The following is a 24,917-nucleotide window of genomic DNA, read 5'->3' on the forward strand; positions in this document are numbered from 1 at the left end:
GGGTGACGGGGTCTGGCCGTGCGGCGTCCGGTCAGATCCTGGCTCAGTGAGAGACATTCTCGAGGATTTGCCCGCGGGTCTCGACCCCGAGGGTGACGACGAGCAGGGCCGCGATCAGGAAGCCGCCGGCGCCGACCTGGAAGGCGACGGCCGTACCGCCCGTCTGGACGAGGATCGGAACCACCATCGGCCCCAGGATGGCCCCGATCCGGCCGAAGGCCGAAGCGAAGCCCGCCCCCGTGGCGCGCGCCCGCGTCGGGTAGAGCTCCGGCGTATAGGCGTAGAGGCAGCTCCACATGCCGAACATGAAGAACTGCATCACGAAGCCCGCGACGAACAGCCAGGTCTGGTCGGCGGCGTTCCCGTAGAGGTAGGCGGCGCCGGCCGCGCAGACCAGGAAGGTCGCGGTCGTCGCCTTGCGGCCGAGCTTCTCCAGCAGCACGGCCGCCGTGAAGAAGCCCGGGATGCCCCCGATGGTGATGAGCGTCACGAAGCCGACCGACCCCACGATCGAGAAGCCCTTGTCCTTGAGCAGGACCGCGATCCAGGAATTCAGGCCGAAGAACCCGATCAGGGCGAAGAACCAGAGCCCGAACGCCATCACGGTGCGCAGGCGATATTCCGGCGAGAACAGCGTGGCGATCGCGCTCCGGTGCGGCACGGGCTCGGCCGCGACGACAGCCGGCACCGGCGGGAGGGGGCGACCGGTGCAGCGGGCCACCGCGGTCTCCATCTGCGTCATCACCGCCTCGGCTTCCGCCGCCCGGCCGTGATCCGCGAGCCAGCGGGGGGATTCCGGCATGCCGCGGCGCACGAGAAGGACGACGCCCGAGAGCAGGCCGACGACGACGAAGGCCCAGCGCCAGCCGAGATGCGGCAGGATGAAGTAGCTGAGCGCTCCGGAGAGGACGTAGCCGACGGCCCAGAACCCCTCCATGAAGGCCACGTACTTGCCCCTGACGTTGGTCGGCACGATTTCCGAGACCATCGCCTGCGCGACCGGGGCCTCGCCGCCGACGCCGACGCCGATCAGGAACCGGCACACCATGAGGGCGGGCAGGCTCCAGGCCGCCGCCGCCGCGAGACTCGCGAGGCCCCAGACCACCATCGTCACCTGGAAGACGGTCTTTCGCCCGAACCGGTCCGAGGCCGTGCCGGCCAGGATGTTGCCCACGAGCTGGCCCGCGAAGGTCATGGCGGCGAGCTGGCCGGCTTGCGTCGGTGTCAGGTCAAAGGCGACGACGATCGACCCGAGCAGGAAGGTCAGAAGCGCGACGTCGACCTGGTCGACGAGCCAGGCCGAGGCGATGATCGCGAAGATCCTGCGCTGGTAGGCCGTCATCGGCAGGCGCTCGAGGCGGGCCACGATGTTCGGCATCGATCCCGCCGTGTCGGCGGAGGGCGCGACGGCCGCGCGCGGCCTCTCGCCGACGGGCAACGTGTCACTGGCTGGCGGCATGCATCACTCCCTGCGGCCCATCGGGCGATCCTGTCGGGCAGCGCCCGGGGGCTCGGCGCGGCCGCGGGCCTAGCGCGGGAAAGCCCGCCGGGCAAGGCGCGCCCGCGGGTTGTTCCGGAATGGTGAGCATTCGCAACCGCTTGCGGGATAATTTGCTCCGAGGCGCCTGCCCCACAGCCGAAATCTTCTCCTGCGGTTCGGGCCCGCCTGGGCCGTCCTGGGACGCCCATCCGTGGCGACGTCGGGGCCGGCCGTTTGGATGCGCAAGCGCAGACCATCGGCTTTCGGCCGCCATCGCTCGCCCGGGCCGGCTTGATCGGATGCTCCGCCGGCGGATCTCCCGGAAGCCCGCAACGGGTCAGACGGAGCCGGGTCCGGAGCCGCTACGGCTCCGGGCGAGCTGTGCCGCGGCTCAGATAAGCCAGGGGCTTGGGCGTGCGCGGCAGGTAATATTCCTGGGCGGCCTCGATCGAGAACCCGGCCGCGCGCAGTGAGGCGAGAACGGGCCGGTCGAGATTGCAGCCGACGGCGAGCGAGCGCCACAGCGGGTTCAGCCGGTGCTGCCAGCGCGCGACGGCTTCCTCCCGCGAGAGGCCGTGCTCCAGGAACAGCAGGCGCCCCTCGGGCCGCAGGACACGGCGGATCTCCGTCAGGCACCGCGCCGGGTCCTGCACCGAGCAGAGCGTGAAGGTGACGACCGCCGTATCCACCGACCGCGCCGGGAGCTGGATCCGCTCGGCTGGTTCCTGCCGGATCTCGACCGGCACAGGGGCGCTGTCCCGGCGTGACGTGCCGAGTTTGAGAAACGACGCGTGCGGGTCCACACCGATCACCCGGCTGACGCGCGCGGGATCGTACAAGGGCAGATTGAGCCCAGGTCCGATCCCGATCTCCAGGACGATGCCCTGTGCGGCCGGAACCAGCTTCTCCCGTTCGGCCCGGATGTCGGCGGCACCGCAGAGGCAACTCACCAGGCGGGGCCCGATATGACGCTCGTAGAAGCCCATCGCTCCCTCCCGCGATCCGCGCATTCAAGCCGCATCCCGAAAGCGGCCGCGGGCCGGCCCCCACGGCCGGCTAGAAGCAGGCCTCACAGATTGCGGCGATGTGCCGGTGATCCGTGCCGCAGCAGCCGCCGAGGACGGTCAGGTTGGGAAGGCGCTCCCGCAGACCGGCATAGCGGCGGCCAAGATCCTGAGGATCGCCGATATCGAGCGCGGTGGCCGCATCGAGTTCGGCATGGCTCTTCGTCGAGGCATTTGCCCGCACGCCGCGCAGGCGCTCAAGCCAGGGGCCGCTTTCCGTCAGCGCGGGCTCGAAATGCACCGGATGCGCGCAGTTGATCATGTAATAGGCCGGGGCGGCGTCCGTCTCCGCGTCGGTCTCCCGAATGGCGGAGCCGAGCGTCTGACCGGATGGCAGACGGCCATCCGTCTCGAGGGTGAAGGAGATCACCACCGGCAGGCGTTCCGCACGCGCCGCGCGGGCGATGCCGACCGCTTCCGCGACCGTGGTCAAGGTGACGGCGCTGACCATATCGGCCTCGCTGTCCGCGAAGACCTCGATCTGGGGGCGGTGGTAATCGGCAGCCTGGTCGGCCGACATCGCGGATTCGGGCCTGTAGCCGTCGCCGCGGGGTCCGATCACGCCGTTGAGGACGAGGGGCAGACCGGACCCGGAATGGTGCCGCCGCAAGGCTGCGATGAACCGGATCGCGGTGCGATTGATGGCGGCGAGCGCGTCCGCGTCGAAGCCGAGCTGCGCGCCCCAGTCGGGATTGGCCCTCCAGGTCGGCGCGTCCAGGATCATCCCAGCCCGGTGGCGCTGCGCGAGCGCGATATAGGGTTCGAAGAACCGCTCGAGCTCGCCCCGGCCCTCCTCGGTGCCGAGCAGCGGAAAAGCCGCGAAGCAGGGCAATTCGATCTTGTTCAGGAACACCAGGGTGGTCTCGAGGCCACCATCGGTCAGGAACGGCCGACCGCTCAGCTGAGGCAGCGCATCGCGATACAGGCGCATCGTTTGCCTCCGCGGCCGGACATGCCCATCCTGAAGGCTGAGCCGGCAGCGGCCGTGCCCAGCACGCTCTGCATCTCGTCGCGCGTCGGGCGGCGAGTCAAGATCACGGCCGATCGGGCGGTGCACCGAGGGGGCATCGCGCGGGACGTGGCAGCCCTCCTGTATGCCCAGCGGTGAGAGCGGCCACGGGCCTCCAGCCCTCCGTCGTCGCCATGGCGACATCGGTCCGAGAACTGGCGCTTCGTCGAACTCGGCGCCCCTTGCTCCGAGCCTCTCGTCGCGTGGGCCATCGATGACGACCCGGCTCAATTGGCCGGGCCCCTGACGGCGTATGCCGCAGACCTTCGCGAACGGCCGCTCGTCCCTGCGGGTCGTGGGCACCTCGGTGACCTGCAGACCCGCTTCGACGGCGCAATCGACAGGGGTGCCGGATAGACCCGGGCGAGGCGGCCGCGTCCACTGGCCTTCGAGGTCGATCAACGCTCCGGCTCAGGCAGCGCGGCTCGCCGCTGACGACATCAAGCGGAGGTGCAGCTTCGAGCCGACCTCAACGATGGCTCGGATGGCCGGGATCAACTCCTCGCCAAGGTCGGTCAGGCCGTAATCCACGCTCGGCGGGGTCGTTGGCAGCACAGAGCGAACGAGCACGCCGCGCTCGTCCAGATCCTTCAGCCGCGCGCTGAGCACCTTGGCCGAAATCTTCGGCATCGCACGACGCAGTTCCGAGAAGCGGCGCGCGCCCTCGCTCAGGTTCCAGATGATCTCCGGCGTCCACGCCCCGCCGAGCAGGCTCATGCACGCCGACATCGGGCAGCCCGGCGGGGGGAGCACCTTCTTCCTGAGCTTCAGCGCCATGACACATACCTGCGATCCGGCCGGCAACCTGGTTTCCTGAACGATACCCGAAAAGGTCGGTCACTGGAAGTTACCGGGTTTCCAAGGGTAACGAGCACGTCTACCGCTACACGCTGTTCCCAACCCGGAGACATCCCATGAAGCTCTTCTATGCTCCTGGCGCCTGCTCGCTCTCGCCGCATATCGTCCTGCGCGAGCTCAACCTGCCGTTCGCACTCGAAGCCGTCGACCTCCGGAGCAAGAAGACCGCATCCGGAGCGGATTTCATGGCCGTCAACCCGAAGGGGTACGTCCCTGCGCTGCAGCTCGGAGACGGAGAGGTGCTGACCGAGGGCGCGGCCATCATCCAGTACCTGGCCGACAAGCACGCTCCCGGCACGCTCGCCCCTGTCGCCGGCACTCTCGAGCGCGCCCGGCTCAACGGGCATCTGAATTTCATCTCGGCCGAGTTGCACAAGGCGTTCGGACCGCTGTTCAACCCGGCGCTCACACCAGAGGCGCGTGCGGCGTCGCTCGCGAACCTCGATCGCAAGCTCGATGTCGTCGAAGCCGCGCTCGCGGACGGACGTGCCTTCCTCACCGGCTCTGATTTTACCGTCGCCGATGCCTACCTGTTCGTCGTCCTGAGCTGGGCGCCGCATCTCGGCGTCGATCTTGCCCGCTGGCCACGCCTCGCCGCCTTCAGCCAGCGCGTCTCGACGCGCGCCGCCGTTCAGGCCGCCATGGTGGCAGAGGGGTTGCAGAAAGCCGCCTGACAGGATTCGGACGGCGGTGACCTCTTTCCGCCGTCCGGCACAGCTCATGCCGGCCGACCGCAAGTGACGTGGTGCGCCGTAGCCTGGATATGATGATGAAGAAGATCGGTTTCCTGTCGTTTGGCCACTGGTCGCCGACGGCGCGGTCCGAGACACGCTCGGCAGGCGACACCCTGCTGCAGTCGATTGACCTCGCGGTCGCCGCGGAAGAGCTCGGCGCGGACGGCGCCTACTTCCGGGTTCATCACTTTGCCCAACAGCTCGCCTCGCCATTTCCGCTGCTCGCCGCAGTGGCTGCCAGGACCAAGCGCATCGAGATCGGCACCGGCGTCATCGACATGCGCTACGAGAACCCGTTCTACATGGTCGAAGACGCCGGCTCGGCGGACCTGATCTCAGGCGGACGGCTCCAACTCGGCATAAGTCGAGGCTCGCCCGAGCAGGTCATCGATGGCTGGCGGCACTTCGGCTACGCCCCGCCCGAAGGCGAGAGCGATGCCGACATGGGACGCCGGCACGCCGAGGTGTTTCTCGATTTGTTGAAGGGGAAGGGCTTCGCTCAACCCAATCCGCGGCCGATGTTCCCCAATCCGCCGGGCCTGCTGCGGCTTGAGCCGCACTCGGAGGGGTTGCGCGACCGCATCTGGTGGGGGTCGGCGTCCGATGCCACCGCCGTATGGGCGGCGCAGCAGGGCATGAACCTGCAGAGCTCGACCCTCAAGGCGGACGAGACGGGCGAGCCGTTCCACATCCAGCAGGCCAACCAGATCCGCCGCTACCGGCAGGCCTGGAAGGCTGCAAACCACACGCGTGAGCCGCGGGTGTCGGTCTCCCGCTCGATCTTCGCGCTCATGAGCGACCTCGACCGTGCCTATTTTGGACGCGGCAACAGCAGCGACCAGGTCGGCATCATCGACAACATGCGAGCGGTCTTCGGACGCTCCTACGCTGCGGAGCCGGAGCGGCTGATCGAGGCGCTCAAAGCCGACGAGGCGATTGCCGAGGCCGACACCCTGCTGCTGACGGTGCCGAACCAACTCGGCGTGGCCTACAACGCCCATGTCATCGAAGCCGTCCTGAAGCACATCGCTCCAGCGCTCGGCTGGAGGTGAACTGCGCCCACCCTGTCCGACGAGGCTGGTGCAGGCGAGACAATGGGCTTCGGCCTTCGGAGAACACGATTATCCCCCCGGCATGTCCCCCCTACCCCGAGATCCCGGCCGCGTGCCATCCGTTCGGCTGGACGCCTCGAAGCGGAGCTGTGCACCCTTCGGGTCCAATGCTTGACGGCGAACCGCGGTGGCAGACCACCCTCCCAGGGTGAGAGCCACGCTTTCCTGCATTCAGGCGTCCGCGATGGTCACGGCTTCGCCGACGCCGTCCGTCTTGCCCGCCAAGCCCGGCACCTCGTCGAGCTGTCGCAGGCTGGTGAAACGGCCGCGCTCCTCGCGATAGCGCACGATTTCGAAGCCGTGCCCCTTCAGTGCAGGGATCGCGTCCAGTTCCTCTGCCGTCGCGGCGTTGAGGTCGATCATCGGTCTGTACCCCTTCCTTCACCAACCCTGTCGCGAGTAGGCCGCGAACGGAACGTGAGTGCCACAGCGCTGTTCCAGCAACATGCGGCGGATGCGGTCGGCCTCTCGGTCGCCGGGACTGACCCCGCTCCGCCGCCGGCCTCCATCCCGGAACGACCCGGTTGATCCCGCGGGCGGTCATCAGTCTGGGCGGGGTCGGTGATCTTGCGAGCTTTGCCCGGTTCATCCCCGTGCTCTGCGGCCCCGGTATCCTTGAGCGCCTCGCCCCGGCGGACAAGCTCTCGGACGTCTCGCCCGCGCTCCGCGCGCCGCCTGACGTTCCGGTCGTGCTGGTGAGCGGCGTGCTCGACCGGCTCGTGCCGCCCTGGGTCGCGCACGACTATGCCCGCGCCCTGCGGCGGGGGCCCGGGACCGCACCGCGACTGATCGACCTCTTGGATGCCGGTCATTTCGATCTGGTCACGCCGCCAACCCCAGCCTGGCAGGCGGTGCGTGGCCTCGTGGAGGCGGCCTTGGAGGCCCATGAGGCCCCGCCCTGAATGGAGGCCGGACCCTCGGGCGTGTGATCAGCGCCGACGCGGCGAGCGGCGCGGCCCTCGGTGAATCGCGTGTCGCAGCGCGGCCGACATGGCAGCCAAGCCTGGGCATGGCAGCCAAGCCTGGACATCGCGGTCCCAGCGCGCGCACTCAGCGGCCCTGCGCAGCCTCGGAGCCGGATTGTTCGAGCAGCAATGTCCGCACGTCCGTGAGAACCAGCGCGGGCTCGAACACGTCGAGGCTGTAGATGTTCCGCACACGTCCCGCGGGGTCGATCAGGAAGGCGCGGAAGACGTGGTTCAGGGCCCCGCCGGGTTTCGCATCGATCTGCTGGCCATAGGCCGCAAGAATCGGTGCGAGAGCCTCCCGGCCGGCGGCGGTGAGGAAAGCCCAGTCGGGCGCGACCGGGTCGCCGGAGCGCCAGGCGGCCGCATAGGCGCGCATCACCTCGGGGGTGTCGCGCTCAGGGTCGAAGCTCAGCGTGACGAGGCGCATCCGGTGCGACAGATCCGGATCCTTCACCGCGAGGTCCTGCAGCCGGGCCATGCCGGCGCTGGCGAGCGGGCAGACGTCGCCGCAGCGCGTGTAGACCAAGGCCAGCACGCTGACCCGACCCTTGAGGACATCGATCAACAGGTCCAGGCGATGACCGGCTTCGTCGAGAATGGCGCCTCCCGCCGCAGCCTTGATGGGTGGCAGGCGGTAGCTGCCCGGCGCCGGGATCGGGAACGCAGCCTCGTCGGCCCCCGGCGGCGGGTGGCTGTCATGCGCGAGCGCAGCGGCATGCATCATCAGCGCCGCGACGAGGCCGAGGCGTGTCGCGGGCCGCATCGCGATCAATTCGGGTCGAGCGAGGCCGCGCCGAACGCCATCATGTGCGGGCGCCCGAGCCGCTCGGCCGTGAAGTCGATCGTGAAGCGCGGCGCCAGTTCCTTGCCGTCCCACGTGTAGGCCTTGAGGAACTGCTCGTTCTCCGCGCCGGTCTTGTCCCAGTTCGCCAGGAGAGAGGTGGTGAAGTAGATCCGTTTGCCGTCCCAGGTCTGAGAGACCATGTTCAGCTGCGCGCCGATCTTCTTCTCGTAGATCGGCTTCGGCTTGTGCGGGTCCGTGACATCGAAGACCCGCGTCGTCCCGTCCATGAAGGTGTCAACGAACAGCGTGCGGTCGTCGGCCGAGAGGCTGATGTCGACCGGCACCGGCATCTTCGCCGGATCGCCGATGTCGGCCACGTCCTTGGCGCGCCAAGCCCCGCTTTCGTCCTCGTGCACGAGCCAGAGCTTCGAGGTCAGCGCGGTCGAGGTGAAGGCATAGTTATGCTGGGGGTTCCAAGCCCAGCGGATCTCCAGCGGCACGCCCGGAACGCTCATCACGGTGCGGGGCTGGCGCGCGTGGAAGTCCCACAGCACCATCGTTTGCCCAAAGCGCTGCATCGCCTCGCCGTCCTTCATCAGGTCGCCGAGCGGACGCATGTAGTTCTCGAGGCCTGTAAAGGACGAGGTGAGCATCACGTTGCGGCGCGGCAGCACGCGCGCGTCGTAGCCGTACCCGTCCGCCTTCGCCTCGATCCGGGCGCCGTTCGGCATCGCGTCGGTGGGCAGCCAGTGCGTCGCGATATGGTCGCCCTCGTTCGTGTACTCGACGAGGGCCGCCCGGCCGGTTCCGTCCCGGTTCGACAAGCTCGGGATCAGCATGCGGCCGGGCAGCGCATAAGCGCCGTGCGGCCCGGCCGCGCCGCCGCTCTTCTCGACGAAATCATCGATGACTTTCACGAGTCGGGGCCTGGCCGGGTCGATCGCGACGTCGAAGATGAAGATGGTGCTGTCTGACAGCCCTGCGGCCCAGAATCGGCGCCGGTCGTCGGTGAAGCCGCCGTGATGCGCCTCATGCCGGCCGCCGACCGAGGCGCTGTGGATCGGCTTGCCGAAGGTCGGCGAGCCTTCGCGCACGTCCACCGTCACGAGCTTGTCCGAACTGTCGCCCAGGCCCTCGACTCCCAAGGTCCAGACGTAGACGAAGTCTTCGACGCCCGTGATCTTGGCCATGTAGGGCGACTGGCACGTCTCGTCAGCGAGGACGGACCCGGTCGCAATCAGGAGGGCGGCGCCCAGCGGCGGAATGAGCCGAGAAGACGGCGTTGCGCGAAACCCGAGCATGGGCGTCACCTCCTGCCTCTGGGCACTCGACTTCGCTGATGTTCCCCGGCCTGAAACAATGCGCCCTGCGGCTGCACCGGGACGAGGTCAGCATTCTGGCGAGCGGAGGCCGCGAATGGTCCGCTCATCCGGCCGGGCTGTCAATTCGCTGCGCCGATGCGAGGCTGAAGGCGCGAAAGCCGTCTCCATGGCTCGCGCATGCTGCGCCCCGGACGATCGCTTGTCGGCGTCCGACGCGCTTGGTTTGGCAGGGTCAGGTGCGGCGAGCTCCGATCGTTCCCTGATCCGCACGCCCGATCCCGGTCTTCGGAATGCTGCAGGAGCAACGGCCTCCGGTAGCACCGGCTGTTTGGCGACAGGATCACCTGGCACGCCCCGGGGCACGCGCGAGGCCGCGCATCTCGCATGATCCAGCGAATGTCCCTTCGCGTCAGTGCGGTGATGCCCTTCGCGCGTCGGCTCATCGCAGAGGTATGGGATTGCACGCTCGCTTAGACCTCAAAGGTAGCCACCAGCGCCGTTTCCCCGGCATCGGCGGCGCGGTCGGCGCAGAAGCGGTCTCGACAACCAGGCGATCCCGATGGGCCTTCAACAGGAGGTCGATCTGATGCATCGCAATCAGGGTTGTTGCTGCGACCAGCAATTGCCCCTCGCAAGCGCCGTTCTTGCGCAGACAGCTTGTGCATTCCTCTGCCCGGCAAATCAGACTGGTTCCTTCGGCAAGGTAGGCCTCTACATCAGCGTGATCGGACATAAGCAGGCTCCGCGATGCGTGAGGGCTGTCGACACCCTCCAGCTATCCAGATCACCGGCACGCTTCGATTATTCCTGATCGACTCCGAAAAGACGGTTCGGGGCCACGTGCCCCCTGGCCAGGGGGACTGCCCGGCTGGTTGAGGCGACGATGGACCGTCGCGAGGGCCAGGGCGGTACGCGGTGCGCGCCTCTCCTGCGCGGAAGCAGCGCTTTCGTGCTGTCGGCGATGGATCACCACACCGGCCGGGTCAGCTTGCGCGGCCGCAGCGTGGCACCTACCAGCAGGTGTTAACCGGCCCTTCATACACGCTCACGTTCCACTCCTTGTCTCCGGCTCGGTGCCTCCCTAGCGTTCAGCGCAACGTGGCTGCTCGCCTCAGGTGGCGAATTCTCGATGTATAAGGGTACGTTCGCATGACGCCGATCCCGTCGCAGTTAGAGCCGAAGCTCCTCCTGAAAAATCTGCGCGCGTTCCGGAAGGGTGATTTCTCGGTTCGCCTGCCGCTCGATCTGACCGGAATCGATGGCGAGATCGCCGAGGCCTTCAACGACATCGTCGAGCTGAACCAGGGACTTGCGCGCGAGCTCGACCGCGTGGCCCGCACGGTCGGCAAGGACGGGCGGATCGGTGAGCGCGGCAAGCTGCCGTCTGCAACCGGCGGGTGGCACGACTGCGTCGATTCGGTCAACACGATGATCGGCGATCTGGTCCAGCCCACGACCGAGGTGGCACGCGTCATCGGCGCGGTGGCGAAGGGCGACCTCGGCCAGACCATGCAGATCGAGATCGACGGCCGCCCGCTCCGCGGGGAGTTCCTACGCATCGGCAAGGTCGTCAATACCATGGTCGACCAGCTGAACTCCTTCGCCTCCGAGGTGACGCGCGTTGCCCGCGAGGTGGGTTCCGAGGGCAAGCTCGGCGGGCAGGCGCAGGTGAAAGGCGTCGGCGGGACCTGGAAGGACCTGACCGACAACGTGAACCTGATGGCGGCCAACCTCACCGGCCAGGTGCGCAATATCGCCGAGGTCACGACCGCGGTCGCGAATGGCGATCTTTCGAAGAAGATCACCGTCGACGTGAAGGGTGAGATCCTCGATCTCAAATCGACCTTCAACACGATGGTGGACCAGCTCAACTCCTTCGCCTCCGAGGTGACCCGCGTCGCCAAGGAGGTCGGCTCGGAAGGCAAGCTCGGCGGGCAGGCGCAGGTGAAGGGCGTCGGCGGCGTCTGGAAGGACCTGACCGACAACGTGAACATGATGGCGGAAAACCTGACGGGTCAGGTTCGCAACATCGCCGAGGTCACCACGGCGGTGGCGCGCGGCGATCTGTCGAAGAAGATCACCGTCGACGTGAAGGGCGAGATCCTTGCCCTCAAGCTCACCATCAACACGATGGTGGACCAGCTGAACTCCTTCGCCTCCGAGGTGACCCGCGTTGCCCGTGAGGTCGGAACGGAAGGCAAGCTCGGCGGTCAGGCGCAGGTCGAGGGCGTCGGCGGGACCTGGAAGGACCTCACCGAGAACGTGAACATGATGGCGGCCAATCTCACGGGTCAGGTCCGCAACATCGCGGACGTGACGACGGCGGTGGCGAACGGCGACCTCTCGAAGAAGATCACCGTCGACGTGCGCGGCGAGATCCTGGAATTGAAGAACACCATCAACACGATGGTGGATCAGCTGAACTCCTTCGCCTCCGAGGTGACCCGCGTCGCCAAGGAAGTGGGCTCGGAGGGCAAGCTCGGGGGCCAGGCGCAGGTCCGCGGCGTCGCCGGGACCTGGGCTGATCTCACCGACAACGTCAACCTCATGGCGGCCAACCTCACGGGTCAGGTCCGCAACATCGCGGACGTGACGACGGCGGTGGCGAACGGCGACCTCTCGAAGAAGATCACCGTCGACGTGCGCGGCGAGATCCTGGAATTGAAGAACACCATCAACACGATGGTGGATCAGCTGAACTCCTTCGCCTCCGAGGTGACCCGCGTCGCCAAGGAAGTGGGCTCGGAGGGCAAGCTCGGCGGGCAGGCGCGCGTGGAAGGGGTGGCGGGCACCTGGGCAGACCTGACCAACAACGTGAACCTCATGGCCGAGAACCTGACCGGCCAGGTGCGCAACATCGCCGACGTCACCACGGCGGTGGCGAACGGCGACCTCTCGAAGAAGATCACCGTCGACGTCAAGGGCGAGATCCTGGAGCTGAAATCGACCATCAACACGATGGTGGATCAGCTGAACTCCTTCGCCTCCGAGGTGACCCGCGTCGCCCGCGAGGTCGGAACGGAAGGCAAGCTCGGCGGGCAGGCGCAGGTCAAGGGAGTCGGCGGGGTCTGGAAGGGCCTGACCGACAACGTCAACATGATGGCGGCCAACCTCACGGGTCAGGTCCGCAACATCGCCGACGTGACGACGGCGGTGGCCAACGGCGATCTCTCGAAGAAGATCACCGTCGCGGTCGAGGGCGAGATCCTGGAACTGAAGTCGACCATCAACACCATGGTGGACCAGTTGAATTCGTTCGCGAGCGAGGTGGTGCGCGTCGCCCGCGAGGTCGGCATCGAGGGCAAGCTCGGGGGCCAGGCGCAGGTCCGCGGCGTCGGCGGGACCTGGAAGGACCTGACCGACAACGTGAACATGATGGCAGCGAACCTCACGGGTCAGGTCCGCAACATCGCCGACGTGACGACGGCGGTGGCGAACGGCGATCTCTCGAAGAAGATCACCGTCGACGTGCGCGGCGAGATCCTGGAGTTGAAGTCGACCATCAACACCATGGTCGACCAGCTGAATTCCTTCGCCTCCGAGGTGACCCGCGTCGCCCGCGAGGTGGGCTCTGAAGGCAAGCTCGGCGGACAGGCGCAGGTCCGGGGCGTCGGCGGAACCTGGAAGGACCTGACCGACAACGTGAACATGATGGCGGCCAACCTCACGGGTCAGGTGCGCGGCATCGCCGACGTCGTGACGGCCGTGGCGCAGGGCGACCTCAAGCGCAAGCTCTCGGTCGACGCCAAGGGCGAGATCGCGGCGCTCGCCGACACCGTCAACGAGATGATCGAGACGCTGGCGACCTTCGCGGACCAGGTCACCAACGTCGCCCGCGAGGTGGGTGTCGAGGGCAAGCTCGGCGGCCAGGCGCGGGTGCCGGGTGCGGCGGGGCTCTGGCGGGACCTGACCGACAACGTGAACCAGCTCGCAGCGAACCTGACCACCCAGGTGCGCGCCATCGCCGAAGTCGCCACGGCGGTGACGAAGGGCGATCTCGCACGCTCGATCTCGGTCGAGGCCTCCGGCGAGGTCGCCTCGCTGAAGGACAACATCAACGAGATGATCCGCAACCTTCGGGACACGACCCTCAAGAATGCCGAGCAGGATTGGCTGAAGACGAACCTCGCCAAGTTCACGCGCATGCTTCAGGGCGAGCGCGACCTCGCGACGGTCTCGAACCTGATCCTGTCCGAGATTGCCTCGCTCGTGAGCGCGCAGCGGGGCGTCTTCTACATGGTGGAGCAGGACGGCGGCGAGCCGGTGCTCGACCTCATGGCAAGCTACGCCTTCACGGAGCGGAAGAACCTGTCGAACCGCTATCGGATGCGGCAGGGCCTCGTTGGGCAATGCGCCTACGAGAAGAAGCGCATCCTGCTCACCAACGTGCCCTCCGACTACATCACCATCGGATCGGCCCTCGGCGAAGCGGCTCCGCTGAACATCATCGTCCTGCCAGTCCTGTTCGAGCAGGAAGTCCGGGCCGTGATCGAGCTGGCCTCGTTCAATCGCTTCAGCGAGACGCACCAATCCTTCCTCGACCAGCTCACCGAGTCGATCGGCATCGTGCTGAATACGATCGCGGCCAACATGCGCACGGAAGGGCTCCTCAAGCAGTCGCAGCTGCTGACGGGCGAGCTGCAGAGCCAGCAGGAGGAGTTGAAGAAGACCAACGACCGCCTGGAACTCCAGGCCACCTCGCTTCAGCAATCGGAAGATCTGCTCAAAAGCCAGCGAGAGCGCCTTCAGCTGACGAACGAGGAGCTGGAGGAGAAAGCGCGCCTGCTCGAGATCCAGAAGAAGGAGGTCGAGGGCAAGAACCGCGAGGTTTCGAACGCCAAGGTCGCACTCGAGGAGAAGGCCGAGCAGCTCTCGCTGACCTCCCGCTACAAGTCGGAGTTCCTGGCCAACATGAGCCACGAGCTGCGGACGCCGCTGAACAGCCTGCTGATCCTCTCGAAACTCCTGTCCGAGAACCGCGACGGCAACCTGACCGACAAGCAGCGGGAATTTGCCAAGACGATCAATGCGGCCGGCTCCGACCTGCTCTCGCTCATCAACGACATCCTCGACCTCTCCAAGATCGAATCCGGAACCGTCACCCTTGAACTCGGTGACGTCGATCTTCAGGATCTGGTCGAGCATCTCGACCGCACCTTCCGGCAGCTCGCCGAGGAGCGTCAGATTGCCTTTTCGGTCGACGTCGCACCGAGCCTGCCGCGGACGCTGCGAACCGATTCCAAGCGGCTGCAGCAGGTGCTGCGGAACCTCCTGTCGAACGCCTTCAAGTTCACCGAGAAGGGCGGCGTGACGCTGAAGCTCGGCTCGGCCGAAGGCTCCCCGCTTCGCGCCGGAAGCCAGTGGATGGCCCTCTCGGTGACCGATACCGGCATCGGCATCCCGGAGGACAAACAGCGCATCATCTTCGAGGCGTTCCAGCAGGCGGACGGAACCACGAGCCGGAAATATGGCGGCACGGGTCTCGGCCTCGCCATCAGCCGCGAGATCGCGCGCCTGCTCGGTGGCGAGATCGTCGTGGAAAGCCGCTCCGGGGAGGGCAGCACGTTCACGCTGTTCCTGCCCTTCGAGCCTCCGGCCGGCACAGGGGTGAGCCGCCCCGTGGAGCTCAGCAAGAGCAACGGTTCATCCCCGCCGATCAGCCGGCAGCCCTCCGCCGCCATGGCTCTGTCGGCTTCGGCCGACGACCGCCACGTCCTCCAGGCGGACGACCACATCGTGCTCATCGTCGAGGACGACGCGATGTTCGCGTCCGTCCTCCTGGAACTCGCGCGCGAGCGGGGCTTCAAGGGCCTGATCGCGCAGGATGGAGCGGGGGCGCTCAGCCTCGCCCATCGGTACAAGCCCCATGCCATCACGCTGGATATCGGCCTCCCGGACATGGACGGGTGGGCACTCCTCGACTTGCTGAAGAACGATCCGCGCACCCGGCACATTCCGATCCATGTCATCTCGGTCAATGACGAGAAGAAGCGCGGGCTGAGAGCCGGGGCGTTCGGCTTCCTGGAGAAGCCCGTCGACCGTGAAGGGCTGCTGAAAGCCCTGGAGCGGTCGAAGGAGTTCATCACCCGGCCGGTTCGCAACCTGCTTCTCGTCGAGGACGACGACAATCAACGCGCCAGCATCGCCGCGCTCCTGGGCGACGAGGACGTCAAGGTCTTCGGCGTCGGCACGGCGTCGGCTGCGCTGGAAGCCGTGACGGGCGGCCGCTTCGACTGCGCGATCATCGATCTGGGGCTGCCCGATATGGGTGGGTCCGAATTGATCGAGCAGATCCGCGCCTCTCAGGATGGGGAGGAGCTTCCGATCATCGTCTACACGGGTAGAGAGTTGACGGCGGCCGAGGAAGAGCAGCTGAAGCAGATTGCCTCGACCATCATCCTCAAGGACACCCGCTCGTCCGAGAGACTGCTCGACGAAACGGCCCTGTTCCTGCACCGGGCGTTCAGCAACGTCACCGCCGAGAACCGGATCGTTGTCGAGCGGAAGGATTTCACGTCCCTCGAGGGCTGCCGGGTCATCCTTGTCGACGACGACTTGCGCAACATCTTCTCCCTCACCAGCGCCTTGGAGCAATTCGGTCTCGAGGTCCTGTTCGCGGAAAACGGGCGCGACGGCATCGAACTCCTCAAGGCCAATCCGAAAATCGACGCCATGCTCGTCGACATCATGATGCCGGGGATGGATGGATACGAAACCATGCGTGAAATTCGCGGCCACGAAGCCTTCCGAACCCTGCCTCTCGTCGCGGTCACCGCCAAGGCGATGAAGGGCGACCGCGAGAAGTGTCTCGAAGCGGGGGCATCCGACTATGTGTCGAAGCCGATCGACATCGATCAGCTTCTTGCTGTGCTGCGCGTCCAACTCGGCCGCCGTGGGCAAGCCACCGATCGCGTGGAGCGAGTTATCAATGGCAGCCCGGCGACGGCTCGGCAGCCCCAATGATGGAGCGTCCGTCAGGGCCGTCGTCGTCCTCCGATCTGATCGGCGATCAGACCGGAGCAACCGGCCAGTCTCCCATTCGTGCAAAGATCCTCATCGTCGACGACGACCGCCGGAACCTGCTCGCCGCCTCGGAAGTCCTCGATGAGGACGGCCTCGACCTCGTGCTGGTGGACTCGCCCGAGGAGGCTCTGCGCCGTACGCTGCGGGAGGACTTTGCCGTCCTCCTGCTCGACGTTCAGATGCCGCGCATGGACGGCTACGAGCTCGCGTCGCTGATCCGCAGCCGGCCCCGGACCTCACGCGTGCCGATCCTGTTTCTCACGGCTCACAACAAGGACGACATCCACGTTTTCCGTGGGTACTCGGCCGGTGCGGTCGACTACGTCTTCAAGCCGATCCATCCCCTCGTTTTGAAATCGAAGGTCCAGGTCTTCATCGATCTTTACCGTAAGACGGAGGAGATCAAGCAACAAGCCGCCGCCGAGAAGCAACTCCTGCTGGAGAATCTGCGGGTGCGTGGCGAGAAGCTCGAGGCCGAGCGGGCCCTGCGCAGGCGCGACGAGCATCAATCGGCCGTACTCCGCGGGCTGCCCATCGCGCTCTACACCGCCCCGCTCGGCGAGGGGGATCGCTGCCTGTTTTTCACCAACGACAGCATCGAGCGCATCACCGGGTACCCCAAGGAGGCGTTCGAAGCGCCGGGTCATTGGCAATCACGCCTCAACCCCGCCGACTACGAGCGGATCCTCGATTGCCTGGAGGCGGCAGGCGCGACGGGTGCGGCAGCGCTCGAATATCGCTGGCGCAACGCCGATGGAGCCGAGCGGCACATCCTCGACCAGATCGTGGTGAACCGGGATGAGGACGGTGCGCCGTCCGAGTTCCTGGGCATGTGGTTCGATGTGACCGAACGCAAGGAGTTGGAACTCAGCCTCCTGCACGCCTCAAAGCTCGAAGCGGTGGGGCGCCTGACCGGGGGAATCGCGCACGATTTCAACAATATGCTGAGCATCGTCATCGGCAACCTCGACCTGCTGCAGAGGTCGCTTCCCGCCGACGGCAAGGCGCATCGCCGGGTTCAGAGCGCCATCGAGGGAGCGCAACGCTGCGCCGAACTCACCAGCCGGCTCCTGACATTCTCGCGACGCTCGCCGCTCCAGCCCGCGGCCCTCGACTTCACGACCTTCATGCCCAGCCTGGTCAAGCTTCTGGAGCGCACCCTCGGGGCGCGGGTCGGCGTCTCGCTCACGATGGATGAGGTCCTGCCGACAATCTGCGTCGACCACGCACAGCTGGAAGCGGCCCTCATCAACCTTGCGGTGAACGCGCGCGACGCCATGCCGGAGGGAGGTCAGCTCGGGCTGATCGTGCGCGGCCGCCACGAGGATCCGGTGACGGAACACGACGCGACCGAAGCCGTCGAGATCTCGGTGCGCGATACCGGGATGGGGATGCCCCCCTCCGTCGTTGCCCGGATCTTCGAGCCCTTCTTCACGACCAAGGAAGCCGGCAAGGGCACGGGTCTCGGTCTCAGCATGGTCCACGGCTTCGTTCAGCAGAGCGGAGGTTGCATCAGCGTCGACAGCGTGCCCGGCGAAGGCACAAGCATCACGATCTCACTGCCCGCCACCCGAAGCAACGACATCAGATCGCGCGATCCGGTCGAGGCCGGCCCCCAAAATCAGCTGCATGGCGAGGGAAGGGCCGTACTCGTCGTCGAGGACGATGCGGACGTTCGGCACACCGCCGTCTCGGCGCTGCAATCCCTTGCTTTCCACGTCGTGGACGCAAGGAGCGGCGACGAAGCTCTGGAAATTCTCGAACGAATCCCCGAGATCGCCCTCGTATTCAGTGACGTGAACATGCCCGGCACCATGACGGGGATTGAGCTGGCCCATATCGCACAACGCCAGTGGCCCCATATTCCCGTCCTGCTGACCTCCGGCTACCTGCAAGAGGATCAAGACGCCGGGACATTCGAAGTCTTGCAAAAGCCGTATCGCGTCTCGGAACTCGTGGAAAAGCTGCGCACGGCTCTCGATTCGAGAAATGCTTGAGACCGTCAGCAACCATCCCGGTCGCTCCACCCCATGTGGGTGGCAGATGTCCGCGCGCTGAGCCCGCAAATGAGCGGTCCGGTGATCGTCCTTATGGGCTTTGCGCTCGCCCTTCTTGCTCGCGCGCTTCAACGCAGCGACATCTTCCTTTTCGATAGCGGGTTTGCCGAGCGCGAAATCCTGGAGCCGCGTGGCCTGAAGCGGTCCAGCCCGTCCACCAGCTCGCCTTCGCGCGTGACGGTGACCTGAACCTGCTCGTCGCGCTGGATGCTCGCCTCATCCGGAGCGGCGTGACGCGCGCCACTGTCGAGGGCGACATCACCCAGGCTGCCATGATCTTGCGCTGGCGGACGGGGAATTTTGCAGCCGGGCAGCTCGCGATCGTCGGGACCATCGAGCCGACGACACGCGGCACGCGGTCGAAGGCGGTCGCGGAGGACCGATGTTGATCCCTGAACAGACGTTCGCAGGTCGGGCGTTGTGCAGCGCAATCACACGCGAGACCGACACGAAAAAGCCCCGCCGAATGGGCGGGGCTTATCGTCAGTAGGCAGGGAACTGCGTGAGACGCCTCAAGCGGCGAGCTTCACGGAACCGGCCGCAACGTTCTCGTTGCCAGCCACGAAGGAGCCGGCGGGAGCAGCAGCAACGGCCTTCGGGGTCAGACGGTCGGCCACGAAGACGACGAGCGAAGCGTTGGCCATGATGGCGGCGAGAAGCAGAGCGGTCATGGTCAGGCGGTCCGTGTTGCGTTTGCGTTGCAGCATGTATGACACCGCATCGCACTTTATGGCATGCCAGATCCCAAATGCCAGATATGCGTCAGTTGCATGAATCGGGTTATTTTGGGCCTGAGCTCCCATGTTTTTGCAATATGCTTCGTGGTCGAGGCGCGTTCCTGAGTTATCCTGCTGCCGTGCAGGAGCGTGTCTCCGAGCCCTTCACGCTCAGCACCGAGATGCGCCGCCCGCCGGATCGGTTCATGGGGGCCATCAGCCCGTGAACCGATGCGCCACCTGGTTCCGTGCTTGGAACGTGGCGACTGTCCCTTCCGTTCTCCCCACACGGACATGAGGGAGGAAACGATGGCTGACTCAGATCCCACGAAACCCGGAGACGAAGCGCCACCCGGTGCGCCTGGAACGGGCGAGAACCTGTGCGGGCATTGCGGCGGCACCGGCAAGATCGGAGGTGAAGACTGTCCCGACTGCAAAGGCACCGGCAAGGTCACCACGGGCATCGGCGGCGGGTAGGCTTTGGCCGAGGTCGCCGCCCGCCGTTTCCCTGCACCCTGGACGGTGGTCGAACTCCACGAGGCGTTCCGCATCGTGGACGCCGACGGCACGCACCTCGCCTACGTCCATTTCTGCGACGACCCGAAGCGGCGCGCGAGCACCAATCGCCTGTCACGGGACGAGGCGCGGCGCATCGCGGGCACGATGGCGGCGGCCCCGGATATGCGAACCGAGCTGAGCGACCACGACAAGAGCTTCTGAAGCAGGCAAGGAGGTCCCTGACCGCACGACACAGGGGGGACAAGCGCGTGCAGCCGGTGCCTGCCACCCTGTGACAGGGCGCGGGGCATCGTCCGGCGGTCGGATGGCTGAGGCAGGCAAACGCGGACGGAAAGCGAAACCGGCAAGACGCCGAGAATGCCCCCTCCTCGCCCCGCCGGCCGAGCTGCTCGCTTGGGACAGCTCTGGGGTTAGAAACGGCTCTCGGGCAATACCGATCCAGACTGTGTTGAGGTGTCACCGACCGAAGCCGGATAAGGGGAGAACCGTACTCCGGCCGGCGACGTGAGCTTGTCCGTCGCGCAGAGTTCGCTCGGGCAGACAATCTGCGCCTATCCAGCAGATTACAAACCATCATGGACGAGCGCCACCGACCGTACGCAACCGATACGATCCTGCGTCCAGTCGGTGGCCTGAGCCGCCCTGTCGCGCCGAGTCAGCTCACTCGACCAACGGGGATCAGACTTGCGGGTTCAATGGGCAGGTCGGGCGCGAGCGCGGTCGGATCGCTGCATCAGCTTGCGGATGGCCTGTCGCCATCGCCCGCCCTTAAGCTTGACCGTGCAGAAGATCTGCGGTTGCATAGCGCGGAGGATCGGAGCGGGAGATCGGAATGACGGGGCAGTCACACGAGGCTTTTGCCGGCATCCTTCAGGCAGCCTGGGGACTGGCACAAACCATCAGAGAAGACACAGGCACTGTTGTCGAGTTGAGACTCACGACGCTTGGCCTGGCGGCGCTCGCGGCTGACGCCGTGTGCGGCCGCATGGCAACCGTCTCCTGGGGAGATCTGACGCAGGCGGACAACTTGCTCGAACTCCTGTCGAAGGCGATCCGGGAGGTCGCGGAGCGTCAGCCTTCGGTCGCCGTCATCGCGGAGCAGGTTGCCGCCTAGGCCCTCCCGAAAGCTTAAGGCAGCGCGCTGATCGGCAATTGACTTCTTTGAGGATAGCGGCAGCCTTATGCCGCTGCGCCCCTTCTTTCGGCCATGCGCGTTCGCCCGGATTGTCGCTGATGCATGCCATGGTCGGCTGAAAACCGGCGCAATCCCGGAACTTCAGCGCGTGAGGTCGGTAGATTGAAGGCGCTGCCAAACGGAAGGGCCTCGACATGCCGCAAATGTTCGATTGGATCTTCTTCGCTATCGTTCTCCCTGTACCAATTCTCTTGGTGTGGGATTGGTATCGGCAAGGCAACGGCAGCCTGCTGAAGGCGGTTCAGGGCGGTGGGTATAGCGTCACGAGCGTGCATCGTGATAGGGCTATGCAGGGTGACGCTCGATCTGGAGAAAGTTCCTCTCCACATCAAACCTCAAATAGCAATACCATTTGAGGAAAATGACAGCTCCGCTGACGGCGTTCGATGAGTTGAGCGCGGTCCGGTACCGCAAAAGCCCTCCTCGCCGTCCTGAGGCTACTGCGCAGTTTCTCCGACGGTCCGACCGTGGCGCAGAGGCTGCATCGTCACGATCAGCCGCTGTGCTATCGGCACCCCGCCCAGCCGGCGGCGGCAGGTCACCCGATGCCGCCGACGACCGCGAGGCCCATCAGGCCGGTGCTGCTGACCTGATCGACAGTGTTCACGTCCCCGGTCATGAGCATCTTCTTTCTCCGGAGGGAAAACGCTCTACTGCCGCAATGATCTCAACCTCGTGCCCGTCGCGTTCCGCAGGGGGCATTCGCCGATCGGTCGGATTCGAAAGCGGAGCCACAAAGCTCGCCAAATCCGGCATGCAGCTTACGGGACAGGCACTTGAAGCGCCTTCCCCTTGTCGACGATATAGACAGACAGGATCTTGACGGGCTTGTCGCCGGTCACCGTGTAGCCCGCGTGCGGCACCTCGCGTTGATTGATGCCGTGTTCGCCAGCAGGACGCTCTTTCATGTCCTTGCCGGGCATTTGCGCCATGCCGCCCTCCAGGACGTAGAAGACCTCTTCGCCGTTGTGGAAGTGGCGTCGGGAGGTGGCGCCCGGTGGGATCTCGACAAGCTGGACGATGATTTCCTTGCCCTCGACGCCCGAGACGGGTGAGCGTCCGAGCTCGGTGCGCTTCACGTCCTGAGCAGTAGCAGCGCCCATGAGCGCCAGCGCGCCTGCCATCGAGCCCAACGTAATCTCAAAGATTTGTAGCCCTCGTAGCATGCTCGTCCTCCCTTTTCGGCGAGAATGGCACGGCAGAGGTGTCATTGGAACGGATGAACCCGCTCCTTGGCGGGCGGCGGGTCTTATCAGCTTGCAGCTACGATCCGTCCTCTACATCCGTCTGGGGCCGGTCACCGCCCCGGGCGGTCTCGTCGTGCCACCGGTACTTCTCATCCTCGTAGCTGATCACGGTGTCCTCGTCGGGGGCGCGCTGCTCCGCTGCCGCACGTTCGGCGGCCTCATGCGCATCGCCGCGGGTTGGGAACGTCTCTGAGAACACGTCGCCGACCCTGTAAGCCCAGCCTCCGTCGTGCTCGACAACCCGGTACGTGATGCGTGCCATGGCATATTCTCGCTTCGGCAGGAGGCCGAGCGGCACTCTGCTCTTGCGTTTCGACAAGACGCAACCCTGCGCCTGCGTCCGGCCTGTGCGCCGCCCAGGTCGCTCCTCAATGCGTCGCGACCGGCTGCGGCGCAGCCTCGTCGGAGATGCCGACCTTGGCCCAGACATAGAACGCGAGCAGCGCCACCGGCAGTCCGATCAGCGACGTCCCGACGAAGAACCACGTGAAGCCTGTCCGCTCGATCGCGAAGCCCGAGAAGCCCGCCAGCACGCTGCCCGGGAAGGCGCAGAGCGACGTCATCAGCCCGAACTGGCTCGCGGCATGCGCGGGCGAGGCGAGCGTCGACATGTAGGTGATCAGCACAACCGACGCGAAGGCGTAGGCGAAGCCGTCGATGCTGACGGCGGCCGCGAAGGTCCAGAACGCCGTCCCACCATCGCCGCCATGCGCCGCGAGGTAAGCGAGGCTGAGATGCGAAAGGGAGCCCGCGACCGTGCCGATCAGGAGGCTCGGCAGCATGCCGATCCGCGGGATCAGAGCCCCGGCCAGGAATGTGCCGGCGAGCGCGATCCAGAAGCCGAAGAGCTTGGTGACGGTCGCGATATCGGTGTTGGAGAAGCCCTGGTGCTTGAACAGCGGCACCGCCATCGCGCTCGCGATGTATCCCGGCATCCGGAAGCCGGCGACGAGCAGCAGGATGACGGGCGCCGTGGGGCCGAGCCGGGTCAGGAGTTCCCGGATCGGCGCCCAGACCGTCTCGACAAAGCCCGCTCGGGCAAGGTGGGCGTGCTTGTCCGATTGCGGCTCGGGGGCGAGCACGGCCGCGATCATCCCCGGTAGCATCAGGGCGCCCATGCAGAGATAGGCGCCGCGCCACCCGATCCTGTCGGCCAGGAACAAGGCGCCGGCCCCAGCGGCGAGGTTGCCGATCCGCCAGCCGATCTCGGTCCAGGACGACAGCACAGCCTGCTTCTCGGGAGGCCGTACGCTGGTGATGCGCCAGCCGTCGATCACGAGATCGAGCGTGGCACCAGCAAACCCGAGCGCCAGTGAGAAGATGATCGTCCAGGCAAGCCAGTGCGCCGGGTCGCCGAACGCGATGCCGGCGAGCGTCGCCACGACCCCGAGTTGCGCGACAACGATCCAGCCTCGCCGTCGACCGAGGGCGCGCCCGAGCAGGGGCGGATCGTATCGGTCCAGGAACGGCGCCCACAAGAACTTGAACTTGTAGGCGAGGGTCAGCTCGCTCAGGAGTCCGATCGTCGTGATCGAGATCCCGCTGTCGGAGAGCCAGGCCGATTGTGTCGCGTAGACGAGGAGGAAAGGAATGCCGGACGTGAAGCCGAGGCCGAGGGCCGGCGCGACCCGTCGATCCGTGAACAGCGCCGACCAGAAGGGCGTCGGCTCCGGTCTTCCCGCGGTCGCTGAGTTCATGCGCGCCGTTCTCTGCTGCTGACCCGCGCCGGGCTGCTGACCGCGCTGGACGAACCTGGGCCGAAGTCACCCCATGAACCGCGAGGAGCGCGCGACCGTTCCCGTCATGCGCCTGAGACGACCTTGCCGTTTCGACAGCTTGGCGCCAGGCGCCGACCGTCAGAGGAACCGCGCCGAAGTGCTGGTATAGGGCCGGAAGCGGACCTTCGCGAATAACGGATGTGCGTCAGCGCCTGCGCTGCAGACCGACAGGGGCCGGTCGCCATGAGGCTCTTTCCTCGAGGCGAGCGTGTCTCATCGAGAAGGATGAGGCGCAGTCCGGATCTCGCGCGGGATTGAACGCCGACACCCCGCGTACTGGGACGGCTTCGCCCGACATGGGCTGCCGAGAGATCCGTGTCGTTGTCAGAAGGCAGCCTCGACCCCAACCGCGCGCACGTGTCGCCGACACGTTGGGTCGACGAGGCTTCCGCCGGGCCGCACGGGGATCGTGACTGTGACAGGCAAATGCCGGTTGCGGAGGCGCATCTCCGTGAGGACCAACCCTGATGGCCCTGAACGGGTCAGGATGGTCAGCGGTAGATGAAAACCGGCAGTTTGGAATGCGTGAGAACCTTCATGGTCTCGCTGCCGATGACGAGGGCGGACATGCCACGACGGCCATGGGAGGCCATGGCGATGAGGTCACAGCCGCGGGCCCCGGCGGTTTCGATAATGGCTTCGTAAGGTTGCCGGTCCTCGACCTTCACGACCTCGCAGGGGACACCGGCCCGTTCGGCTTCCTGCTCGGCCTCGGCGAGGCTGCGCTCGGCGTCGGCCTGTGCATGGCGCCTGAACTCATCCGCGTAGGTGGACGATATCCCCAAGGGCAAGGTCGGGAACCGGTGGACGACCGTGAGCACGGTCACCTTCGCCCCGATGCTCTTGGCGAGCGACACGGCTTCCTTGACGGCCGAGGCGGAATGGGGCGTCCCGTCGATCGGGACGAGAATGTGCTGGTACATCGGGATCTCTCCCAGCGATCCGCGCGTCACGCTGGCGCAGTCGTTCGGGGCCAACCCGTAGAGCCCATTCTGCTCTATAGCAGCAGAACCTCGTGAAATGTAGGGCTGAGGAGCCTGAAGAGGGCAAT

21 protein-coding genes are annotated in these 24,917 nt (G+C 66.2%); 9 read left to right on the top strand and 12 right to left on the bottom strand.

Annotated elements, in window-relative coordinates; genetic code table 11:
- Positions 1-43: 43 nt before the first annotated feature.
- The 4 genes from F6X53_RS26350 to F6X53_RS26365 form a co-directional block, all read right to left on the bottom strand.
- On the bottom strand, positions 44-1,459 hold the full coding sequence (locus F6X53_RS26350) for an MFS transporter (RefSeq protein WP_151003948.1): 1,416 nt from the start codon (positions 1,457-1,459) through the stop codon (positions 44-46).
- A 383-nt stretch (positions 1,460-1,842) separates the two neighbouring features.
- The gene (locus F6X53_RS26355) at positions 1,843-2,490 is read right to left on the bottom strand and encodes a class I SAM-dependent methyltransferase (protein ID WP_238296848.1); all 648 of its coding nucleotides are present in this window, start codon (positions 2,488-2,490) and stop codon (positions 1,843-1,845) included.
- 46 nt (positions 2,491-2,536) lie between these two features.
- Positions 2,537-3,955: a homocysteine S-methyltransferase family protein gene (locus tag F6X53_RS26360; RefSeq protein ID WP_306426598.1), complete on the bottom strand. Its 1,419-nt coding sequence runs from the start codon at positions 3,953-3,955 to the stop codon at positions 2,537-2,539.
- A gap of 9 nt (positions 3,956-3,964) precedes the next feature.
- Positions 3,965-4,330 carry a winged helix-turn-helix transcriptional regulator gene (locus tag F6X53_RS26365; protein WP_151003950.1) on the bottom strand — a complete coding sequence of 122 codons (366 nt, stop codon included), beginning with the start codon at positions 4,328-4,330 and terminating at the stop codon, positions 3,965-3,967.
- Between the two features lie 137 nt (positions 4,331-4,467).
- On the opposite strand from F6X53_RS26365, the gene gstA reads away from it, so the two are divergent.
- The gene (gene gstA, locus F6X53_RS26370; RefSeq protein ID WP_151003952.1) at positions 4,468-5,085 is read left to right on the top strand and encodes a glutathione transferase GstA; all 618 of its coding nucleotides are present in this window, start codon (positions 4,468-4,470) and stop codon (positions 5,083-5,085) included.
- A 95-nt stretch (positions 5,086-5,180) separates the two neighbouring features.
- Positions 5,181-6,197 (top strand): LLM class flavin-dependent oxidoreductase, encoded by a 1,017-nt coding sequence (locus F6X53_RS26375; RefSeq protein WP_151003953.1) that lies wholly within the window; start codon positions 5,181-5,183, stop codon positions 6,195-6,197.
- A gap of 231 nt (positions 6,198-6,428) precedes the next feature.
- Here F6X53_RS26375 and F6X53_RS26380 read toward each other — a convergent pair whose 3' ends face one another.
- The gene (locus F6X53_RS26380; RefSeq protein ID WP_151003955.1) at positions 6,429-6,620 is read right to left on the bottom strand and encodes a ComEA family DNA-binding protein; all 192 of its coding nucleotides are present in this window, start codon (positions 6,618-6,620) and stop codon (positions 6,429-6,431) included.
- Between the two features lie 161 nt (positions 6,621-6,781).
- Between F6X53_RS26380 and F6X53_RS26385 the strand changes: the two genes are divergently transcribed.
- Entirely contained in the window at positions 6,782-7,159 is a 378-nt protein-coding gene (locus F6X53_RS26385; RefSeq protein WP_238296849.1) for an alpha/beta hydrolase family protein, read from the top strand.
- A 148-nt stretch (positions 7,160-7,307) separates the two neighbouring features.
- On the opposite strand, the gene F6X53_RS26390 is transcribed toward F6X53_RS26385, so the two are convergent.
- Positions 7,308-7,988: an SCO family protein gene (locus tag F6X53_RS26390; RefSeq protein WP_151003957.1), complete on the bottom strand. Its 681-nt coding sequence runs from the start codon at positions 7,986-7,988 to the stop codon at positions 7,308-7,310.
- A 5-nt stretch (positions 7,989-7,993) separates the two neighbouring features.
- Positions 7,994-9,310, bottom strand: a complete 1,317-nt coding sequence (mtoX, locus tag F6X53_RS26395) for a methanethiol oxidase (protein WP_151003959.1) — start codon at positions 9,308-9,310, stop codon at positions 7,994-7,996.
- Positions 9,311-10,480: 1,170 nt separating this feature from the next.
- On the opposite strand from mtoX, the gene F6X53_RS26400 reads away from it, so the two are divergent.
- From F6X53_RS26400 to F6X53_RS32700, 4 genes are all read left to right on the top strand, one after another.
- Positions 10,481-16,294: a HAMP domain-containing protein gene (locus F6X53_RS26400; protein ID WP_244965624.1), complete on the top strand. Its 5,814-nt coding sequence runs from the start codon at positions 10,481-10,483 to the stop codon at positions 16,292-16,294.
- Complete coding sequence (locus F6X53_RS26405) at positions 16,291-18,351, top strand: response regulator (RefSeq protein ID WP_191971013.1); 2,061 nt, start codon at positions 16,291-16,293, stop codon at positions 18,349-18,351. The genes F6X53_RS26400 and F6X53_RS26405 overlap by 4 nt, the downstream gene beginning before the upstream one ends.
- A 69-nt stretch (positions 18,352-18,420) precedes the next feature.
- Positions 18,421-18,600, top strand: a complete 180-nt coding sequence (locus F6X53_RS26410; RefSeq protein ID WP_151003961.1) for a hypothetical protein — start codon at positions 18,421-18,423, stop codon at positions 18,598-18,600.
- 41 nt (positions 18,601-18,641) lie between these two features.
- A complete protein-coding gene (locus F6X53_RS32700; RefSeq protein WP_191971014.1) occupies positions 18,642-18,800 on the top strand; it encodes a hypothetical protein in 159 nt (52 codons plus the stop codon).
- A gap of 123 nt (positions 18,801-18,923) precedes the next feature.
- On the opposite strand, the gene F6X53_RS26415 is transcribed toward F6X53_RS32700, so the two are convergent.
- On the bottom strand, positions 18,924-19,118 hold the full coding sequence (locus F6X53_RS26415; RefSeq protein ID WP_151003963.1) for a hypothetical protein: 195 nt from the start codon (positions 19,116-19,118) through the stop codon (positions 18,924-18,926).
- Between the two features lie 489 nt (positions 19,119-19,607).
- On the opposite strand from F6X53_RS26415, the gene F6X53_RS26420 reads away from it, so the two are divergent.
- Both F6X53_RS26420 and F6X53_RS26425 read left to right on the top strand, forming a co-directional pair.
- The gene (locus F6X53_RS26420) at positions 19,608-19,847 is read left to right on the top strand and encodes a hypothetical protein (RefSeq protein ID WP_151003965.1); all 240 of its coding nucleotides are present in this window, start codon (positions 19,608-19,610) and stop codon (positions 19,845-19,847) included.
- Positions 19,848-20,478: 631 nt separating this feature from the next.
- A complete protein-coding gene (locus F6X53_RS26425) occupies positions 20,479-20,760 on the top strand; it encodes a hypothetical protein (protein ID WP_151003967.1) in 282 nt (93 codons plus the stop codon).
- An 842-nt stretch (positions 20,761-21,602) separates the two neighbouring features.
- Here F6X53_RS26425 and F6X53_RS26430 read toward each other — a convergent pair.
- The 4 genes from F6X53_RS26430 to F6X53_RS26445 all read right to left on the bottom strand — a co-directional run bounded on the left by F6X53_RS26430 (position 21,603) and on the right by F6X53_RS26445 (position 24,789).
- Positions 21,603-21,965 (bottom strand): cupin domain-containing protein, encoded by a 363-nt coding sequence (locus F6X53_RS26430; protein ID WP_238296854.1) that lies wholly within the window; start codon positions 21,963-21,965, stop codon positions 21,603-21,605.
- A gap of 139 nt (positions 21,966-22,104) precedes the next feature.
- Positions 22,105-22,350, bottom strand: coding sequence for a DUF2188 domain-containing protein (locus F6X53_RS26435; RefSeq protein ID WP_151003971.1), 246 nt, complete (start codon positions 22,348-22,350; stop codon positions 22,105-22,107).
- Positions 22,351-22,456: 106 nt separating this feature from the next.
- Positions 22,457-23,785, bottom strand: coding sequence for an AmpG family muropeptide MFS transporter (locus tag F6X53_RS26440; RefSeq protein ID WP_151003973.1), 1,329 nt, complete (start codon positions 23,783-23,785; stop codon positions 22,457-22,459).
- A gap of 572 nt (positions 23,786-24,357) precedes the next feature.
- Complete coding sequence (locus tag F6X53_RS26445) at positions 24,358-24,789, bottom strand: universal stress protein (protein WP_151003975.1); 432 nt, start codon at positions 24,787-24,789, stop codon at positions 24,358-24,360.
- Positions 24,790-24,917: the final 128 nt, after the last annotated feature.

The organism is Methylobacterium soli (genome assembly GCF_008806385.1).
Classification (GTDB): domain Bacteria; phylum Pseudomonadota; class Alphaproteobacteria; order Rhizobiales; family Beijerinckiaceae; genus Methylobacterium; species Methylobacterium soli.

Excerpts from the sequence above, each read along its gene's own strand:
- F6X53_RS26440 (WP_151003973.1), bottom strand. The coding sequence starts at position 23,785 with ATGAACTCAGCGACCGCGGGAAGACCGGAGCCGACGCCCTTCTGGTCG.
- F6X53_RS26405 (WP_191971013.1), top strand. The coding sequence starts at position 16,291 with ATGATGGAGCGTCCGTCAGGGCCGTCGTCGTCCTCCGATCTGATCGGC.
- gstA (WP_151003952.1), top strand. The coding sequence starts at position 4,468 with ATGAAGCTCTTCTATGCTCCTGGCGCCTGCTCGCTCTCGCCGCATATC.
- F6X53_RS26380 (WP_151003955.1), bottom strand. The coding sequence starts at position 6,620 with ATGATCGACCTCAACGCCGCGACGGCAGAGGAACTGGACGCGATCCCT.
- F6X53_RS26355 (WP_238296848.1), bottom strand. The coding sequence starts at position 2,490 with ATGCGCGGATCGCGGGAGGGAGCGATGGGCTTCTACGAGCGTCATATC.
- F6X53_RS26425 (WP_151003967.1), top strand. The coding sequence starts at position 20,479 with ATGACGGGGCAGTCACACGAGGCTTTTGCCGGCATCCTTCAGGCAGCC.
- F6X53_RS26410 (WP_151003961.1), top strand. The coding sequence starts at position 18,421 with ATGAGCGGTCCGGTGATCGTCCTTATGGGCTTTGCGCTCGCCCTTCTT.
- F6X53_RS26430 (WP_238296854.1), bottom strand. The coding sequence starts at position 21,965 with ATGGCAGGCGCGCTGGCGCTCATGGGCGCTGCTACTGCTCAGGACGTG.
- mtoX (WP_151003959.1), bottom strand. The coding sequence starts at position 9,310 with ATGCTCGGGTTTCGCGCAACGCCGTCTTCTCGGCTCATTCCGCCGCTG.
- F6X53_RS26400 (WP_244965624.1), top strand. The coding sequence starts at position 10,481 with ATGACGCCGATCCCGTCGCAGTTAGAGCCGAAGCTCCTCCTGAAAAAT.
- F6X53_RS26445 (WP_151003975.1), bottom strand. The coding sequence starts at position 24,789 with ATGTACCAGCACATTCTCGTCCCGATCGACGGGACGCCCCATTCCGCC.
- F6X53_RS26365 (WP_151003950.1), bottom strand. The coding sequence starts at position 4,330 with ATGGCGCTGAAGCTCAGGAAGAAGGTGCTCCCCCCGCCGGGCTGCCCG.
- F6X53_RS26375 (WP_151003953.1), top strand. The coding sequence starts at position 5,181 with ATGAAGAAGATCGGTTTCCTGTCGTTTGGCCACTGGTCGCCGACGGCG.
- F6X53_RS26350 (WP_151003948.1), bottom strand. The coding sequence starts at position 1,459 with ATGCCGCCAGCCAGTGACACGTTGCCCGTCGGCGAGAGGCCGCGCGCG.
- F6X53_RS26415 (WP_151003963.1), bottom strand. The coding sequence starts at position 19,118 with ATGCTGCAACGCAAACGCAACACGGACCGCCTGACCATGACCGCTCTG.
- F6X53_RS26435 (WP_151003971.1), bottom strand. The coding sequence starts at position 22,350 with ATGGCACGCATCACGTACCGGGTTGTCGAGCACGACGGAGGCTGGGCT.
- F6X53_RS26390 (WP_151003957.1), bottom strand. The coding sequence starts at position 7,988 with ATGCGGCCCGCGACACGCCTCGGCCTCGTCGCGGCGCTGATGATGCAT.